General features: G+C 41.1%; 14 protein-coding genes. 13 read left to right on the top strand and 1 reads right to left on the bottom strand.

From position 1 onward, the window contains the following. Positions 1 to 4: 4 nt before the first annotated feature. From NBX03_RS13860 to NBX03_RS13835, 6 genes are all read left to right on the top strand, one after another. Positions 5 to 1,303 carry a glycine/sarcosine/betaine reductase component B subunit gene (locus tag NBX03_RS13860; RefSeq protein ID WP_250228368.1) on the top strand — a complete coding sequence of 433 codons (1,299 nt, stop codon included), beginning with the start codon at positions 5 to 7 and terminating at the stop codon, positions 1,301 to 1,303. A 71-nt stretch (positions 1,304 to 1,374) separates the two neighbouring features. Continuing rightward, a complete protein-coding gene (locus NBX03_RS13855) occupies positions 1,375 to 2,679 on the top strand; it encodes a glycine/betaine/sarcosine/D-proline family reductase selenoprotein B (protein WP_250228367.1) in 1,305 nt (434 codons plus the stop codon). A 45-nt stretch (positions 2,680 to 2,724) separates the two neighbouring features. After that, a complete protein-coding gene (locus tag NBX03_RS13850) occupies positions 2,725 to 3,330 on the top strand; it encodes a DsbA family oxidoreductase (protein WP_250228366.1) in 606 nt (201 codons plus the stop codon). Positions 3,331 to 3,830: 500 nt separating this feature from the next. After that, positions 3,831 to 4,553 carry an ATP-binding cassette domain-containing protein gene (locus tag NBX03_RS13845; RefSeq protein WP_250228365.1) on the top strand — a complete coding sequence of 241 codons (723 nt, stop codon included), beginning with the start codon at positions 3,831 to 3,833 and terminating at the stop codon, positions 4,551 to 4,553. After that, complete coding sequence (locus NBX03_RS13840) at positions 4,543 to 5,217, top strand: methionine ABC transporter permease (RefSeq protein WP_250228364.1); 675 nt, start codon at positions 4,543 to 4,545, stop codon at positions 5,215 to 5,217. The genes NBX03_RS13845 and NBX03_RS13840 overlap by 11 nt, the downstream gene beginning before the upstream one ends. Positions 5,218 to 5,230: 13 nt before the next feature. Further along, positions 5,231 to 6,043 (top strand): MetQ/NlpA family ABC transporter substrate-binding protein, encoded by an 813-nt coding sequence (locus tag NBX03_RS13835; RefSeq protein WP_250228363.1) that lies wholly within the window; start codon positions 5,231 to 5,233, stop codon positions 6,041 to 6,043. A 412-nt stretch (positions 6,044 to 6,455) separates the two neighbouring features. Here NBX03_RS13835 and NBX03_RS13830 read toward each other — a convergent pair whose 3' ends face one another. After that, complete coding sequence (locus NBX03_RS13830) at positions 6,456 to 7,658, bottom strand: DUF438 domain-containing protein (RefSeq protein WP_250228362.1); 1,203 nt, start codon at positions 7,656 to 7,658, stop codon at positions 6,456 to 6,458. A 1,956-nt stretch (positions 7,659 to 9,614) separates the two neighbouring features. Between NBX03_RS13830 and NBX03_RS13825 the strand changes: the two genes are divergently transcribed. The 7 genes from NBX03_RS13825 to NBX03_RS13795 all read left to right on the top strand — a co-directional run bounded on the left by NBX03_RS13825 (position 9,615) and on the right by NBX03_RS13795 (position 17,286). Then, positions 9,615 to 10,430, top strand: coding sequence for a Nif3-like dinuclear metal center hexameric protein (locus NBX03_RS13825; protein ID WP_250228361.1), 816 nt, complete (start codon positions 9,615 to 9,617; stop codon positions 10,428 to 10,430). A gap of 66 nt (positions 10,431 to 10,496) precedes the next feature. Beyond that, entirely contained in the window at positions 10,497 to 11,444 is a 948-nt protein-coding gene (locus NBX03_RS13820; RefSeq protein ID WP_250228360.1) for an ABC transporter permease, read from the top strand. A gap of 3 nt (positions 11,445 to 11,447) precedes the next feature. Then, the gene (locus tag NBX03_RS13815) at positions 11,448 to 12,374 is read left to right on the top strand and encodes an ABC transporter permease (RefSeq protein ID WP_250228359.1); all 927 of its coding nucleotides are present in this window, start codon (positions 11,448 to 11,450) and stop codon (positions 12,372 to 12,374) included. Positions 12,375 to 12,526: 152 nt separating this feature from the next. Then, the gene (locus NBX03_RS13810) at positions 12,527 to 13,516 is read left to right on the top strand and encodes an ABC transporter ATP-binding protein (protein ID WP_250228358.1); all 990 of its coding nucleotides are present in this window, start codon (positions 12,527 to 12,529) and stop codon (positions 13,514 to 13,516) included. 2 nt (positions 13,517 to 13,518) lie between these two features. Further along, positions 13,519 to 14,484, top strand: a complete 966-nt coding sequence (locus NBX03_RS13805) for an ABC transporter ATP-binding protein (protein ID WP_250228357.1) — start codon at positions 13,519 to 13,521, stop codon at positions 14,482 to 14,484. Positions 14,485 to 14,567: 83 nt separating this feature from the next. Beyond that, on the top strand, positions 14,568 to 16,106 hold the full coding sequence (locus NBX03_RS13800) for an ABC transporter substrate-binding protein (RefSeq protein ID WP_250228356.1): 1,539 nt from the start codon (positions 14,568 to 14,570) through the stop codon (positions 16,104 to 16,106). Between the two features lie 397 nt (positions 16,107 to 16,503). Further along, complete coding sequence (locus NBX03_RS13795) at positions 16,504 to 17,286, top strand: creatininase family protein (protein WP_250228355.1); 783 nt, start codon at positions 16,504 to 16,506, stop codon at positions 17,284 to 17,286. Positions 17,287 to 17,460 lie beyond the last annotated feature (174 nt).

Genomic DNA, 17,460 nt, shown 5'->3' with positions numbered 1-17,460 from the left:
CTTTATGAATATGCGACTTGAGTTACAAAAGTTTATTGTCAAGGACGTTGTTTTTGCAGAAAAAACGAGCTTCAACAGCGGAACATTGTCTGTCAATAAACAGGAGCTTGAAACCATGCTTGAAGAGGACATTCAGTTCAGCAAGGTAGAAATTGAGCTTGTACATCCCGGGGAAAGCGCCCGGATTGTTCAGGTAATGGAAGCCATAGAGCCTCGTGCAAGAAAAGACGGGAGCGACTTTCCGGGGGTTCTCAATAAAACCATTGAATTTGTCGGAAACGGGATTACGGATGCATTAAGCGGTTCCGCTGTTATTCTTATTGACGATACAGGCGGCCATCTCAGCGACAGACGAAAGCCTTACGGAAATATCATTGATATGTCAGGGCCGTTGGCGGAATACACCGTATATTCAAAAACCCATAATATTTGCATTACTACTTATCCGGCGGAAGGCGTTGACGTAAAGGAACCTAACTATAAAGTGGCCATTAAGCTTGCAGGCTTCAAGGCAGCTGTTTATCTTGCCTCATGCTGCAAAGATTTAACCCCGGACGAAGTGGAAGTATACGATTTACCTCCTTTGACTAAGATAGCAAAGGATAAAGAAAATCTTCCGAAGGTAGTTTATATTATGAATCTCTACAGATATTACCTGAAAGAAGAATTTTCAATTTACGGACGCATGTATTCATGGACGCCGTCGATGCTTCTGCATCCCAACGAATTATTTGACGGAGCCGTTATCAATCCTTATCTGAATATTAACGGGGCTTCTCCGGCAACCCTTGATACATACACGATTCAAAACCATCCTATTCTTAAAGAACTCTATGAAAGACACGGTAAGGATTTGCTGCTGCTTGGGGTTATCCCTACAGTTGCGCAGCTTGAGGACCATGATGTTGTTTCCCACGTAAATTTGGCTCTTAAGCTGGCACTGCATATGGGTGCCGACGGGGCAATCCTTACAAAGGCTACCGGTGGTTCTCCCCAGATTGATATTGCCCAGTTTGCGGTTAATGCCACTAAGTACGGTATAAAATCCGTGCTTCTTATGGACGATATGGCGGCTAAGCTTCCAGACGGAAAGTATAAGGTAAACGGCATTATCTTTACCGACCCGAAAGCTTCCGCCATGGTAAATACCGGCAATATAACGGAAGCTGTCACAGCCCAAGCGGTTGAGCGTGTTATCGGTCATCTTAAGGACGCAAACGGAGAGCTTAATTACGGGCTTACGTCTCTGTTTGGCCAAGGCGCCCAGATGGGCAACACGAATTTGGTGGAAGTTAAGTATTAATGATTTATAACGGGTTTTATCAGAAGTAATTTGATTGTTCGAGAAGCCTAAAGAAGGAGGTACGGTTTATAATGGGATTGAAGGTCATACAATATACAAATCAGTTTTTCGGCCAGCTTGGCGGAGAAGAACAGGCCTCGGCGGAAATTCAGGTAAAAGAAGGAGCCGTAGGCCCGGGCCTTGCGGTGCAAAGCGCCCTTGGTGACAAAGGTCAGGTTGTGGCAACCGTTATATGCGGTGACAATACGGCGGCAGAGTGTATTGAAGAACTGCCGGATATCTTCTGTGAGTTGGTAAAAAAATATGAACCTGATTTAGTTATCGCGGGTCCCGCTTTCAACGCCGGTCGCTACGGTTATGCCTGCGGCGCCATTTGCGCAGGGGTTCAGGAAAAGCTGGGTATTCCGGCTGTAACAGGCATGTATAAGGAAAATCCCGGCGTAGATTTATATCGCTCAAAGGTTTATATTATAGAAACCGCCGGTGTTGTCAAGGACATGAGGAAATTAGTAGGCAAGATGTTAAATATAGGGCTTAAGCTCATTCATAAGGAGCCTATCGGAAGCCCCGAAGAGGAAGGCTATTTCAGCCAGGGCTACCTTATAAACAAGTTTTCCGATAAATCGGCGGCGGTGAGGTCCGTAGATATGCTTCTTGCTCAGTTCCGAGGAGAAGAAATAAAGCCTGAATTGGATTTAGCTCATTTTGACGAAGTAAAACCTGCCCCTGCCGTTAAAGATTTAAAACAGGCCAAAATTGCCCTCGTAACTGACGGCGGTCTCGTACCTGCAGGAAATCCCGACGGGCTGGAGTGGGCCGCAGCAACAAAATACGTTTCTATTGACCTCAGCGAAAGAGATACCCTGAAGGGCGGGGAATTCTATGCGAACCACAGCGGTTACGATACCCGTGAAGTAAATGAAAACCCTCTCAGGCTTGTTCCTTTTGACGTAATGAAGGAACTGGAGGATATGGGTGTTATTAAAAGCCTTAATAAAACGTTATACAGCACAACAGGTGTAGCAACGCCCATCGTGAATTCCCAAAAGATAGGGCAGGGCATTGTTGAACGCTTGAAAGAAGACGGCGTTGACGCGGTAATTCTCACCTCCACCTGAGGCACCAGCACGCGTTGCGGTGCAACTTTGGCTAAAGAAATTGAAGGAGCGGGAATTCCTGTTGCTCAAATTACCAGCCTGCCTAATATTGCCATGATGGCAAACAGTAACCGTATGGTTAAGGGAAACGGCATTATTCACCCTATGGGGGATGCGGCTTTGCCGCCTGACGCTGAAATCACTTTGCGCAGGAAAATTGTACGCACAGCTTTAGAAGCCCTTCAAGCAGATATTGAAAAGCCTCAGCTGTTTAAATAGCTGCCATAAGGCCGTGACCAAGGCAAAGTCGGGAGGAATGTAAATATGAAGCTGAAAGATTTTACAGTAACAGTTTATTATGACTATCTTTGCCCATGGTGCTATTTGGGGCAGATTGCCGCAAAACGGCTGCAGTATGAATACTGCGCCCAAATTGATTGGCGCCCTTTGCTGCTTCATCCGGAAATTCCTCCGGAGGGCATGAGAATGACCCCTGAGGAAAAAGCGAGCAAAGCGGATATGTACGAAAGAGTAAGCCGTATGGCGAAAGTCAATGGGCTTCCTATCACATTTCCGGAGCATATGGTTTATACAAAGCTTGCCCTTGAAGCTACCGAATATGCCCGTGAGCAGGGGCGGCTGCTTCCTTTTAACGAAGCTGTATTTAAAAAGCTTTTTGGTGAGGGGAAGGATATTGGCAATTGGGACGTGTTAAGTTCCGCTGCTGAAGAAGCTGGGCTTAACGGGGAAGAAATGCGAAGAATGACGGAAAGCGGCAGATATGCAGCAGCTATTGATAAATATACATTGGAAGCCCAGCAAAGAGATATCGACAGCCTTCCTACTTATATTCTCAATGACGCTTATGCAGTTGTCGGCCCCCAGCCCTTTGAGGTATTTCAATTGGTAATAGAAAAACTGGTTCAGTAATATTTGCTTTTAATCAGGTTCCGGGTTTCACGCTTAAGCGATGCCCGGAACCTTTAAGACGGCAAATATAAAAAAGCGCCCCTAATAAAGGGGCGCTTTTTTATAAGGAATACTCTTCTTATGAAAAGCGGTTTTATTCATCTTACTTTTCACAGGAATATACCGGCGGCTTCATAAAAAATTATAATTGTTATGCGCTAAGGTTCAATACCTGTGAATAGCAGTACCGATGAGACAATGAAATATGTGAGATAAAAGAATCGTAACAATCAGCAAGCGAGGGCGGCGGAAAAGTCATCTAAACAAAGTAACTATAGATATCCTGCTGTTCACCATGACCATATAAATGCGGCGGCAGAATTTAAGGAGATGCTGTAGCAGGATAAGACTGTCATAGCATTTTTTTATAGGTTAAAATCACTTAATAAGTTAACGAAGGTGTACTATGTACATTATTTTTGATATAATTATAAACTGTACGCAGACAGGTAGGTGAATGCATGATTCGGCTGGAAAAGGTAACAAAAAGATATTACATAAATGACAGAGATATCAATGTGATAAATAATATCGATGTGTTTATCGATGAAAAAGAAATATTTGGGATTGTGGGAGAGACCGGCAGCGGCAAGTCTACTATATTGAGGCTGATGAATGGATTTATAGCGCCGGATGAAGGCAATATCTATTTGATGGGGAAAAAGCTGGATCATAAATCAAGGCATATTTTAGTAAAAGATACATCCATGATTTTTCAGGGTTTTAATTTACTGAGCAATTTAAATGTACTCGATAATGTACTTCTGCCGGTAAAACTGCGAAAAGGAAATAGAGCAGAAAGCCGCAAAAAGGCAAGGGAATTATTATCCTTTGTCGGGCTTTCAGATTTTGAAAAGTCCTATATTAAAAATCTATCCGGCGGCGGCAAGCAGAGAGTTGCCATAGCAAGAACCTTGATGACCAATCCTAAAATCATATTTTGTGACGAGCCTACTTCAGCTTTAGATGAAAAAATGAGCTATGAAATATTAAAGCTTTTGAAGGATATTAACGAGAGGTTTGGTACAACAATCGTCATGGTTTCTCACGATATATCAGTGATTAAAGCCTTATGCAGCAGAGTTGCAATCATAGAAAAAGGGCAGATTGCAGATATTATCAAACTGAACACAAAGGAATTAACCCCTGTTTCATACAAGGAGGCTTTGAAAAATGATGCATGAGTATATCACCATATTTATTGCTTTTAAGGCAGCTATTTTTAAATCCTTTTATGAAACTATGGATATGATGTTTACATCAATGCTTGTTTCTTTGTTCATTGGCTTGCTGCTTGGATTTGTGCTGTTTACTACAGGTGCCAATGGGATCTACAGGAATAAAATAGTGTATTTTATCTTATCAAGCGTAATAAACATCATACGGTCGATTCCATTTATCCTGTTTATCATCGTATTGATCCCATTTAACCGGATGCTTTTAGGTACAGGCTTCGGCGTGGATTCGTCAAAAATTCCTTTAAGCCTGATTGGAATGGCTACATTTGCAAGATTTGCCGAAAAGGACATGCTGGACGTAAATAAAAATATTTACGAAACCTCCTATGCCTTGGGGGCAAATCCCATTCAGTATTTTATTGAGTTTTTACTGAAAGAAGCGAGAACAGGTCTGGTACTGAGTTTTACCTCTACCACAATCAGCTTGCTGTCCTATTCTACGGTAATGGGTATCATTGGCGGCGGCGGCTTAGGGTATTTAGCTATTAATGAAGGCTACTATAATTTTAATTACAAATTGATGTGGATTATCATTGTAATGATGATTTTAATCGTACAAATTGTGCAGACCGTAGGGAACGGCATTGCCAAAAAAATTGACAAAAGATAATGGAGGACGAAAGATGAGGAGAAATTTATTAGCTTTACTTCTATTTGCGGTAATACTTACTTTAGCAGGGTGCAAATCAGCAGAGACGAAAGACAATAAAGAGATTAATGTAGGCGTTGCCTTTTATCCCATGAAAGATATTTTATTACTGATTGAAGAGGATTTAAAAGCAGAAGGGTATACCCTTAACATCCATGAGTTTTCAGAATACCAAACACCCAATAATCTTCTGAAAAATAAAGAATTAGATGCCAATATGATTCAGCATGATTACTTTTTGCAAGCTTTTAATAATAGCAATAATTCAGATTTAGTAACAGTACAGCCTATTTATCATGCTACTTTCGCATTATATTCAAAAGACTATACTGCCCTTGAAGAAATACCGGAAGGAGCAAGCATTACAATTCCAGACGATGCAACAAATATCAGCAGAGCATTGCATTTACTGGGTCAAGCAGGGCTGCTTACGTTTAAGGATAACAAGACCGTTGGGATTACCGTTGAAGACATCGATTCTAATCCGAAAAATTTACAATTTGAAGATAGGGTACCCTTAACAAGCCTCGCCCAAAGATATTCAGAAACAGGGCTTGCTATTATGTATCCTACTTATGCAAAGAGTCTGGAGCTGACAGGAGATGAGCAAAGGCTTTATGTTGAAAAACAAGATGATGTAACAGAAGGATATGCAATATCTTTGGTTGCCAGAAGTGACAATAAGGAGAGCGCCGCAATAAAAGCCTTAATCAGCCACATAAAAAGCGACAAAGTTAGGCAGTTTTTAATCGACGAATACAGCTGGGCAAGCAATCCCGCATTCTAAATAAAGCCTAGATTTGTTACATATAGTAAATTTATCATGAAGAAGTAGCAAAAGCCTATTCCCTTAAGGCTCAAAAACACGGATTTCCTTCAGAAACGGTATATTTTTGAGCCTTCGTGAATATACGGCTTTGCTACTGTTTAACTTTAAATTTACTATAAATCATGATTGGATAATTTCTAAGTTTAATCTTTTTGCCGCCATCAAAAGCAAAGCCTTTAGTCAACTGGAAGTATATAAAATTCAGAAGAATATAATAATAAGAGCCGTCAAATTCGACGGCTCTTATTATTGTTTTCTATTTTACTTGATTAGCTTGTTATATTATTTTGCCTTTAGCATCAATGCTGTATGAAGGCACTCATTAAAATGCAGTATTGGATTTTATGTGGTTATGGCAGGCCTTGCATTTTTATTCGGATACAAGGCGCTTTTCGCCCTCAATCTGCTGAATAGATGCGATGTCCTGAGTGACTTCAAGTACGCCGAGGTATTCGCCCTTTTCATCTCGTACTGCAAAATAACGAATATAGATATATTTGCCGCCCATTTTAATCCAAAAATCCTCGTGATCCTTTTTGCCAGACTTTAAGTCGGCTATAATGCCTTCAACAATGTGGACACTGGCAGGGGGATGGCAATTGGCAACCTCTCTGCCGATGATGGCCTTCGTGCGGGGAAACACGCGCTCTGCACCCTGAGAGAAATAGCGTACCGTGTCGTCCTTTCCTACAAAGGTAATATCCACAGGGAGGGCATTAAATAAATGTGTAAGTTCCGTGGCGGATAAAAATCCCGTAGGTAAGGCAATATCGCCGCTTTCCGGTGTTGTGGGGGGCGACACAGCATCTGCCGCCGCTGTAGGCTGCCATGAAACAGGGAGGTCAATCAGGCAGTAGCCCAGCTCGTCGCTTTCATCTGCAATATTCTTCCATTCCTGAGGGGTCAAGGTTTCCAGAAGCATAGGCAAGAGGATATTGTCCTCCTTGAAAATCATTTCTTCTATACGGGTCAGTGTCTCTTCGAGCTTTGCCACTATGGCCTTGTCACCGGCCTTGGCTAAGGCGGAGGTTTCCTTAATCAGAGCACGTATTTCATCATCCACACCCCACATAACCTTAGGGGGAGCAGTAATTCCGTACTGTTCCATATAAGGGAAAAACAGGTTCTCTTTACGCAGGTAATGCTTATCAATCTGCTTTAGAGCTTCGATTTCTTCAGCGAGCTCCTCGGCAGCAAGCTTTCTGTCTGAAAATGCTTGCAGCGCCGGGCGGATTTTTTCGGTAATCAGCTGCTCAAGCGCTCTGTTTTCTGCCTTGAGGGTATGGGCAGGGTGACCGGGCATCTGGGAAGCATCGGCGGGTGCATGAATTTCCTCAATGCTGCCTTTAAAAACGGCTGCATGAACATCGCAAAGCCGCTGCACCTCCTGTACCGGCAGGCCTTCCGCAATCAGCGCCTGCTCCGCCTCTGAGATTTCCGAGGCGGAAACCCCGGAGAAGGCCTCGTCAAATTCATGCTTGACGTCATCTACGGTCTGGCCTTCATGCAGCTTACGCAGAAGGTCTTTAATCACATTTTTGCGGTATTCCCGATTATTAATTTCCTGACTCATTTTAATACCTCCTATTCTTTGACCAAGGATTTGTTCTCGGCCGGTTGTTATTTAATCTTATCCATATCTAACTTTTACAGGGACGTACTTTTAAAATTATCATAAAACGTCCCTTTCTTTGGAATGTCCTTAAAGTTCATATCTGTCAAAAGCCCATCAGTGCGCGGTTTATCTTATCAATTAGATGATTATTAGTAAAGGTGTTTCTCCTCTGGCGGCAAATTCCTATATTTTTCCTTGTTTGTATTCAGTCTATCATAGAAAAGGAAATATTTGCATTGCAATTGCAACAAATATCCAAATATTTGCCTTGAAATTACAGTATTTTAATTTTTTTGCTTTTATAAATGTGCAAGGACGTACGCACCGACAAAAAAACCAAATGCAGATGGGGTATTAATTTTTAATGCAAGCATTACTCCTTAGCTGCATCTGAATCCTTGATACGGGCCTTTTCAAAGAATGATTCAATTATTTATAAGTATAATCCTGTTAATATGGTCACGGATAAAAAATATTATTATATTTACCCTTTCATAGTGCAGTGCAAATATTTTAATCCGTACCAAATCGCTCAATTATTATGATGTTCATTTTTCTGCTACTTTATGCCTATAAATTGTATCAAAATAAAGGCTTAGCTCTATGTTTCTATAATACAATAATTTTTTATACAGCTTTCCTGTAAAATTAACCGTAAACCTATTACACGGGATAGCGGCATACATTATCTTCACAAAAATAACGGTTTCAGTCTTAATCGTATGAGCTATTTTAAAAGTACTGTTCCGTATTATGTTTGAAGATATATTTCTTCAAATAAAAGCATACAAAGGATTGATTGCTGCAATAAAGGCTAGCCGCATAAATACAATCCAAATAGGCACTACCGCAGAAAGAGAGCTATAGGTTTAATGCTAGAAGACGTATCAAGTATTGCCTAGTGACCGCAAAGTGAATTTCTAATATGTTGCATTTTTGTGTTGACACAGAAAATTTTAGGGTGTAAAATAATAAAAATGACTACTGAAAATTATTGAAACGTTCTAATTATATACAAAATATATAAAATATGAGCGATACAATAAGTTAAGATAGGCAAGATTATAATTGTCTATTCGCATCTAAGCCATATCTCAAAGATTCTATCTTAACGGATTCGCCCAATAAAATACGCTAATTTATACAAAGCACACTTGAAAAAACATATAAACCATTTTTAAGTGAGCCTCTTTATAGTCGATAAATTCGTTTTCAAATTTCTAACCATATGACAGATAAATTCTTCTCAATTCATATTTCTTGATTTTATGCAGTTTTAAGCTCTCTATGAATAGTGACATAAAAGCAAGCTTATTACAATTCCTATCCTTTTTCTGCGTTTTTAAATTTGTACAATGCTTATATAAAATGCTGCAAATTTTAAAAATTGATACGTATTACTAATTCTTAAAAGACGATCCCAAACACGTTTGTTTCCCATAGATACTAAAGAAATATTGTATCTTGCAAGAACAAGTAGGCAGACTTATTTAACTTTAGAAGATTCCTTTTATTTCAATGGCTGATTTACTATAAATATAAAATTTATACTGCTTTACAGAAAAATGGACTGCCCAGGGGAGGACTGCTTATTGACCTATGAACTTTAAAAGACTTAAGTATCGTAAATTTCTTATAAAGAAGTAACAAAATCTAATCCGCTATAGACTCAAGAACACCGATTTCCCATGGAACAGTACATTTTTAAGCCAAAGTGAATATATAGTTTTGTTATGGTTTGACTTTAAATTTACTATAAAGCATGCCCCGGAAAAAAGCTGACAGGGGCGAAAGTTCCAGATGGTTATTCTCAGCAATTATAAAAGCTTAAATTATAGCTTTTAATGAAATTCAATCTGACATAATTTATTTCTATTAATATTTAAAAGGCTAAAAATAACAGGAGGCGATATTTTGTTAAGTGAAGGCGTAAAAGCAGAGGATGTTTATAAAGCCTTAGAGGCATATTTTAAACCGGAAGAATGTATAGATGTTTTCGAAATTAAGGGGCTTCAATATCACAATACGGAGATTATTAAGAAGGTTTATACCTCTACATTTGCTTCCCCCTCTGTGTTTGAAGAAATACTTAGAAGAAATGAACATAACGTAATGCTTTTTTCTCATCACCCGGTTCCTCCGAGACCCACGGAAAACGATCCTTATCCCAAAATCCCGGAAGAATTGAAAAAAAGGCTTAAAGAAAATGAAATCAGTTTTTTTGCCTATCATATACCTTTGGATAAAAGCAATTTTTATTCTCCAAGCAACACTTTGGGCAGAGCCCTTGGATTAAAGCCCTACGGAGAATTTTATATACAGAACGGTTCGGTATTGGGCGCTCTTTGCGAAGGAGCCCCTGAAAGAGCAGAGGACTTTGTTATTAATATTGAAAAGGCATTGGGCCATCCTGTAAAACTCTATCCTTACGGGGGAGAATTTATTGAAGGCGGGCGGGTAGCCATTATGGGAGGCTGTGCCAGAAATACTGATGTATATGATGAGCTTCGGAAAAAGGGCATCAATATGATGCTCACAGGGGTAACAAATCCTGCTGTCTCATGGACTCTTGATATCCATGAGGAGGCATCGAAAAAGAGCGTCAGCTTAATAGGGGGAACCCATTATTCTACAGAAAGGTTTTCGCCTGTTGCCATGCTTGATTTTTTTAAGAAACTGGGCCTTCAGGGAGAATTTATTGCTGAAGCTCCGAATCTTACGGATATGTAGACCATTCATAAATTCCATAAGGGGGATTTTTTCTGAAATAAATCTGGAGGGAAGGAAGATGTTTGTATGTGGCGCTATATCGGAAAGAGATTATTAATGATTATACCTGTTTTAGTGGGGGTAACGCTTTTGGTATTCGTAGTCCTCTCTTTGGCCCCGGGAGACCCTGCCGTATCGATCCTGGGGGATAAGGCTACGGAAGCGGATATTGAGGCCAAGAGAGAAGAGCTTGGCCTCAACGACCCCATACTGATTCAGTATCTTAATTATGTAAGTAAAGCCATCAAGGGAGATTTTGGTGTTTCCTATAAAAACCAGCTTTCGGTCATGAAGCAGGTTTTAGACCGTTTCCCCAATACTTTAATTATTGCGGTGGGGGCTATTTTATTTTCTTTGGTGCTGGGGATTCCCGTAGGAATACTATCAGCAAAAAAGCAGTATTCCATGATTGATAATATCGCTATGATAGGAGCTTTGATAGGGGTTTCCATGCCTGTATTCTGGATGGGGCTTCTGATGGTTATTGTTTTTTCCCTTAGGTTAAGGCTTTTGCCCTCCTCAGGCATGGGGGAAGGCTTTATCCCTCTTATGAAAAGCCTTGTGCTTCCGGTCGTAGCATTAGGAAGCTATTCTCTAGCCATGATTGCAAGGACAACCCGTTCATCGGTTTTAGAGGTTATCCGACAAGATTACATAAGCACGGCCCGTTCCAAAGGAATCACCGAGCGTCAGGTTACCACACAGCATATGCTTAAAAATGCGCTTATACCCATTATTACGGCTGTGGGCCTTCAATTCGGAACCTTAATGGGCGGCTCTATTATGACGGAGACGGTGTTTTCCTGGCCGGGGATAGGCAGATTGATTGTGGATTCCATTAAATCCAGAGATATTCCTATGGTTATGGGCTCGGTTATATTTCTATCGGTTATATTTTCATTTGTAAACCTTCTCATCGATTTGCTCTATGCCTTTGTAGATCCGCAAATCAAGTCACAATATAAGGGGAAATAATTTATGAATAAGAATATTGAAATATCCCAGAAGGAAGATACGGCTTTGGCAAATCAGGTGACGGAACGGACTCTCCTGCAGGAAACATGGCGCAGATTCAAGAAGAACCGCCTTGCCATGGCAGGCATGTATTTTCTGATTATGCTGGTAATTATCTCTGTTGCAACGGTAATCGTTGATATTGTTACAAGTAACAGAATCTATGATGTATATGTAACAGGCCAAAATTTAGCAAGAAGGCTTGAAGGCCCAAGCCTTGAGCATTGGTTCGGAATAGATGAATTCGGAAGAGACGTTCTTTTCAGAATCCTTTGGGGAACAAGAAATTCCCTCTTTATGGGGGTTATAGCAATCTCTGCCGCAATGCTCACAGGGGGAGCCCTTGGGGCAATCGCAGGCTTTTACGGAGGGCATACAGATAATATATTAATGCGGCTTATGGATATCCTTCTGGCTATGCCGCCTATGCTTCTGGCCCTTACGATGGTTGCGGCCCTTGGGACAAGCACCGTCAATGTAGTAATAGCCGTAGCCATTTCCTACATACCCACATTTGCGCGGGTTTTAAGGGCTTCGGTGCTTACCGTAAGAGATAAAGAATACATAGAGGCTGCCCGGGCAGTAGGCACGGGAAACGCCAGAATCATTCTGGAATTTGTAATCCCCAATTCCTTAGCGCCCATTATCGTGCAGGGGACATTAGGGGTTGCCGGAGCCATTCTTACCATCGCAAGCCTTTCTTTTGTGGGTCTTGGCGTACAGCCGCCCCTTCCGGAATGGGGCCTTATGCTTTCAAATGCCCGTACTTATCTTAGAGAGGCATGGCATATTACGCTGATACCCGGCCTTGCCATTATGCTTACGATATTGTCTCTGAATCTTATGGGGGACGGCCTTAGAGATGCCCTTGACCCTAAGCTTAAGGATTAGCCTTATACTTATTTAATTTTAAAGTAGTTTAAAGTTAAATAATGTATTTCATATGTTTTGATAAATTAACGTGTGCAGTTTTAAGTTAATTTACTAGTATATGATTTTTAAAAATAAGAGCCAATATATCAAAAACAGTGGGGGATACGAGAATGAGTCATAATATACTGGAAGTTAAGGATTTAAAGGTGGTATACAAAACCAGCGACGGTCTGGTAGAGGCTTTAAACGGCGTGAGCTTATCTTTGGCGCCGGGGGAGACGCTGGGCCTTGTGGGAGAGACGGGAGCAGGGAAAACAACCCTTGCAAAAAGCATCATGGGGCTTATTCCATCACCGCCGGGAGAAATTTCAGGCGGGGAGATTTTATATAACGGGCAGGATATCCTGAAAATTTCAGAGCAGGAAAGGAGAAAAATCAGAGGGGCTGAAATTTCCATGATTTTTCAGGACCCCATGACCTCTCTTAATCCTGTCATGCCTGTGGGAAAGCAGATAGAAGAGGCCATACACGCCCATAATAAAATGACCCCTTCCGAAGGGGAGGAAGCGGCGGCGAAAATGCTTGAGCTTGTGGGCATTCACAGGGAAAGAATGAAGGAATATCCCCATCAATTTTCCGGCGGCATGAAGCAGCGTATTATTATTGCCATAGCTCTTGCCTGCAATCCTAAATTATTGATTGCCGACGAGCCTACGACGGCGCTTGACGTTACAATTCAAGACCAGGTGCTGACTATGATGGGAGAGCTTAAAAAGAAGTTTCAGACTTCTATGATTATGATAACCCATGATTTAGGCATTGTGGCTCAAAACTGTGACAACGTTGCCATTATCTATGCCGGTGAAATTGTGGAATACGGTTCTTTACGGGAGATTTTTAAAAATTACAAGCATCCTTATACGGAAGGGCTTTTCGGTTCGATTCCAAGCCTTGTGGAAGAGGTTAAACGCCTTACACCGATTAAGGGGCTTGTGCCGGACCCTATGAGCCTTCCCAAGGGCTGTAAGTTTCATCCCAGGTGCAAATACGCCGTAAAAGAATGCGCCAAGTGGAACTCCTTTATGATAGACATAGGGGGAGGGCATCAGGTTCGATGCATCAAATACAAAGACGGGCAAGCCGAGGAAACGGAGGAATAGTGATGTCAATTACCAATAAAGAGCCTGTATTAAAGGTAAAAGATTTGAAGAAATATTTCCAGACGAAAAAAGGCTTGCTCCATGCGGTAGACAATGTAAGCTTTGCCATCGGAGAAGGGGAAACTTTAGGGGTTGTGGGAGAGTCCGGCTGTGGAAAGTCTACCCTTGGCAGAACCATATTAAGGCTTCATGAGCCTACGTCGGGGCAGGTTTTCTTTCAGGGAGAAGATGTGGCTAAATTCGGAAAGTCCAGATTGAAAAAGGTCCGCTCCGACATGCAGATTATTTTTCAGGACCCTTATGCTTCCTTGAACCCTCGAATGACCGTAAGCCAAACCATAGCTTATCCTTTGATTATACAAAAAATCATCAGCAGCAAAGATAAGGAAAGGCTTTCTAAAAGGGTTCATGAGCTTATGGACATGGTGGGCCTTGCGTCCCGCCTGGTGAATACTTATCCTCATGAGCTTGACGGCGGCAGGCGCCAGAGAATCGGCATTGCCAGAGCGCTTTCACTGGAGCCCAAATTTATAGTATGTGATGAGCCCGTTTCAGCTCTTGACGTTTCAATACAGGCACAAATTCTCAATTTAATGCAGGACCTTCAGGAAAAGCTGGGGCTTACTTATATGTTCATAACCCATGATATGTCTGTGGTGAAACATTTATCGGATAAGATAGCCGTAATGTATCTGGGGCAGATGGTTGAGATTTCTCCTGTGAAGGAATTATTCAAAAATCCTCTCCACCCGTATACTCAGGCGCTGCTTATGGCGATACCCGTACCCGACCCTGATTACAAAGTGGAAAAAGTTCCTCTTGAAGGGGAGCTTACCTCTCCCATAAATCCAAAGCCCGGATGCCGGTTTGCAAAACGCTGCCGCTTTGCAAAGCCTGAATGCACAAGCGCAGATATCCCCCTTAAAGAAGTATCGCCTGGGCATTTTGTTTCGTGCATATTGCACTAGCAGCAGGAAAAGAGATATTTGTCCTTTGATTCTAAAGATTCGAAGGTAAATATAAATTTAAAATACGAAAGCGAGGAAAAACAATGCGTATCAAAAGAATTTTGGGCATGTTCATAATCTTTGCAATGATTTTAAGCGTGGCTGCATGCGGCAGCTCCGGGGAAGCAAATAAAACATCAGAAAAAACGGTTTCAGATTCCTTGACCATTGCCGTAACTGCGGACCCCACTTCTTTGGACCCTCATGTAGGCAAGGAGATTGTTGCTGTTATCTTAACGAATAATATATTTGCTACCCTTCTTAAACTTACGTCGGAAGGAGAGGTTGCACCTTACGTTGCCGAAAGCTGGAAGGAGATAGACAGCAAAACTTACGAATTTAAAATAAGAGAAGACATAAAATTTCATGACGGAAGCAAGCTTACGGCTGAGGACGTAAAATTCTCTTTGGACAGGGCCATTGAGTCTTCTTATGTTTCTTTTATCGTAAATTACATTGACAGCGTAGACCTGATTGATGAATATAACATACGCATCAATCTGAACTCTCCTTATTCAGGCGCGCTTATTAATTTAACGGTTCCTTTTGCCGCCATCGTTCCAAAAGCTGTTGTAGAATCTAATCCCAATGGATTTCTTGAGCACCCCATCGGCTGCGGCCCTTACGAGTTTGTTGAATGGAGCCAAGGCAATCAAATGAAAATGAAGGCCTTTAAGGACTATTTTGAAGAGCCTGCAAAGACTGAAAACGTTACCTTCAGAATCATTCCCGAGGCATCTCAGAGAACAATTGCGCTTGAAAACGGAGAAGTTGACCTGGTATATGACCTTGCCTTTAATGATATTTCCATTATAAAAGAAAATGAGAACCTTAAGCTTTTTGAGAGCCCTTCTTTAAATGCATGGTATGTAAGCATGAATGTAGAAGACGAAACTTTATCCAATAAGCTTGTAAGGCAGGCCCTTAGATATGCTGTAGACCCTCAGGCTATCATCGACAGCGTCCTTTACGGAGCGGGAACAGTTGCCAATTCCGTAATTCCTCCGGCGGCCATTAATTATTACAAGGACGCTAAATACTATACCCAGGATATAGAAAAAGCAAAGCAGCTGCTGGCAGAAGCAGGATACCCCAACGGGCTTGAACTATCTCTTGCAGTTGCTGAGGACGTAAACCGTGTCGCCGTATGTCAGGTGCTTCAGGAGCAGCTTAAGCAGATAGGCGTGAATGTTAAAATAGATATTCACGACGCGAGTACATATTATGAGCATGCCAATAAAAGCGAATTTCAGCTGGCATTTTATTTCTGGATATGCTCGGCGGGCCATGCGGATTACTCCTATTCTTCCCTTCTTCATTCCTCTCAGAAGGGTGCCGGCGGAAACCGCAGTTTCTTCGATAATCCTGAAGTTGATAAATTAATAGAGGAAGCCCGCCAAACCATGGATAGAGAAGAAATTGAAAAATGCTATCAGCAAATAGAAGAAATTGTTTATGATGAAAGCCCGAATATAAATCTTTGCTACACAAATCTTATCGTTGCAGCACGAAACAATGTTGAGGGCTTTATTATGCACCCTGCCGGATATCATAATCTTGAGACGGTAATCGTAAATAAATAGATAAAAAGCTAATGGCTGGGAACTTAAAAAGTATCGTATTGTGCCCTATATTACCTTATATGGTTAGTTTACTTTTATTCTCTTATGAATATTTGACTTTAGATAGCTTAATATTATCGTTCACATTCAATCGAGTATTACGAAACAAATAAGTTTTTACATGATTAATTGTAATGATTATGAATAAGCCGTTTGATTTATTTTATCATTAACAAAAATAAAAAGGTTTTTGTCAACGGTGGGGAAACGCCTATTTAAAAAACAATTTGTAAGATTCTAATGGTATTATTTTTAAGTTTATTTTGTATAAATATGAGTATGCAAGGGCCATGGCCCTTGCATACTCATATGGATTGTATATTATAAAGATAACCTTTTATAAAGAAGGGGAAGAAAAATGCGTTTAAAATACAGTACATGGCCTAAAGCACAGGCATATTTTAAAAACAATGACATGGTTATCATAGGAATCGGAAGCATAGAATGCCATGGAACTCATCTGCCTTTAGGAACGGATATTATCATTCCTGATAACCTTATTGACAGTATAGAACAAAAATCAGATATTATGATTGCTCCCAGCATACCCTATGGGGCCTGCGATTATTTTATGGGCTTTCCCGGAAGCATTTCCTTAGGCGGCGGATTGCTGTATCAGGTTCTTTCTAAAATTGTTGACGGCCTTTATTCAGCAGGGGCCAGAAAGTTCATATTTTTAAACGGTCACGGCGGAAACATTCCTTCTCTTGAAGCTATAGGCTGCGATATCAGCAAAAAAGGCGGTTTAGCCGCCATTATGAATTGGTGGCTGATGGCATGGGAATTTAACCCTGAGTGGAAGGGCGGGCATGCCGGCGGTGAAGAGACGGCGGCCATTATGGCTATTTGCCCTGAAAGCGTAGATTGGCAGGCCGTTAAAGACGGCGGAATGACCGATGTAAGTAAAAATATTAAGGCGAAAGGGCTTAAAACAGTTTCTTTTAAAAACATAGAACTCGTGCTTCCAAGATATATTTCAAAGGCCACGGATAACGGCTGGGTAGGCCCCGATCATCCCAATACGGCTACGGAAGAATGGGGAAGAAATATGCTTGATAAAATCAGTGAATATATAGTAGAATTTATAGAGGAATTTAAAACGGCAGAGCTTGGAATAGAAGAAGAAAGCCTTGAAATTTAGTCAGAATATCTGCTTAGAATATTCTTATATAGTAAATTTCTCATAAAGCAGTAACAAAAGTCTATTCACTAGAGAATAAAACTTGGCTTTATTTCCATAAAATTAGATTCGCCGCTTTCTAAGTCCACAGGGCATTTTTAAACTACAGATGCTCTGTCTGCTAAGTTCATGCCT

Origin of the sequence: Anaeropeptidivorans aminofermentans (genome assembly GCF_940670685.1) — a bacterium.
GTDB classification, from domain to species: domain Bacteria; phylum Bacillota; class Clostridia; order Lachnospirales; family UBA5962; genus Anaeropeptidivorans; species Anaeropeptidivorans aminofermentans.
Note: the sequence above shows the minus strand (reverse complement) of the source record. Positions and strands in the feature narration are given on the sequence as shown.

Bases quoted from the DNA above. Each gene is read 5' to 3' on its own strand.
- NBX03_RS13860 (WP_250228368.1), top strand. From the start codon at position 5: ATGAATATGCGACTTGAGTTACAAAAGTTTATTGTCAAGGACGTTGTT.
- NBX03_RS13850 (WP_250228366.1), top strand. From the start codon at position 2,725: ATGAAGCTGAAAGATTTTACAGTAACAGTTTATTATGACTATCTTTGC.
- NBX03_RS13845 (WP_250228365.1), top strand. From the start codon at position 3,831: ATGATTCGGCTGGAAAAGGTAACAAAAAGATATTACATAAATGACAGA.
- NBX03_RS13840 (WP_250228364.1), top strand. From the start codon at position 4,543: ATGATGCATGAGTATATCACCATATTTATTGCTTTTAAGGCAGCTATT.
- NBX03_RS13835 (WP_250228363.1), top strand. From the start codon at position 5,231: ATGAGGAGAAATTTATTAGCTTTACTTCTATTTGCGGTAATACTTACT.
- NBX03_RS13830 (WP_250228362.1), bottom strand. From the start codon at position 7,658: ATGAGTCAGGAAATTAATAATCGGGAATACCGCAAAAATGTGATTAAA.
- NBX03_RS13820 (WP_250228360.1), top strand. From the start codon at position 10,497: ATGTGGCGCTATATCGGAAAGAGATTATTAATGATTATACCTGTTTTA.
- NBX03_RS13815 (WP_250228359.1), top strand. From the start codon at position 11,448: ATGAATAAGAATATTGAAATATCCCAGAAGGAAGATACGGCTTTGGCA.
- NBX03_RS13810 (WP_250228358.1), top strand. From the start codon at position 12,527: ATGAGTCATAATATACTGGAAGTTAAGGATTTAAAGGTGGTATACAAA.
- NBX03_RS13805 (WP_250228357.1), top strand. From the start codon at position 13,519: ATGTCAATTACCAATAAAGAGCCTGTATTAAAGGTAAAAGATTTGAAG.
- NBX03_RS13800 (WP_250228356.1), top strand. From the start codon at position 14,568: ATGCGTATCAAAAGAATTTTGGGCATGTTCATAATCTTTGCAATGATT.
- NBX03_RS13795 (WP_250228355.1), top strand. From the start codon at position 16,504: ATGCGTTTAAAATACAGTACATGGCCTAAAGCACAGGCATATTTTAAA.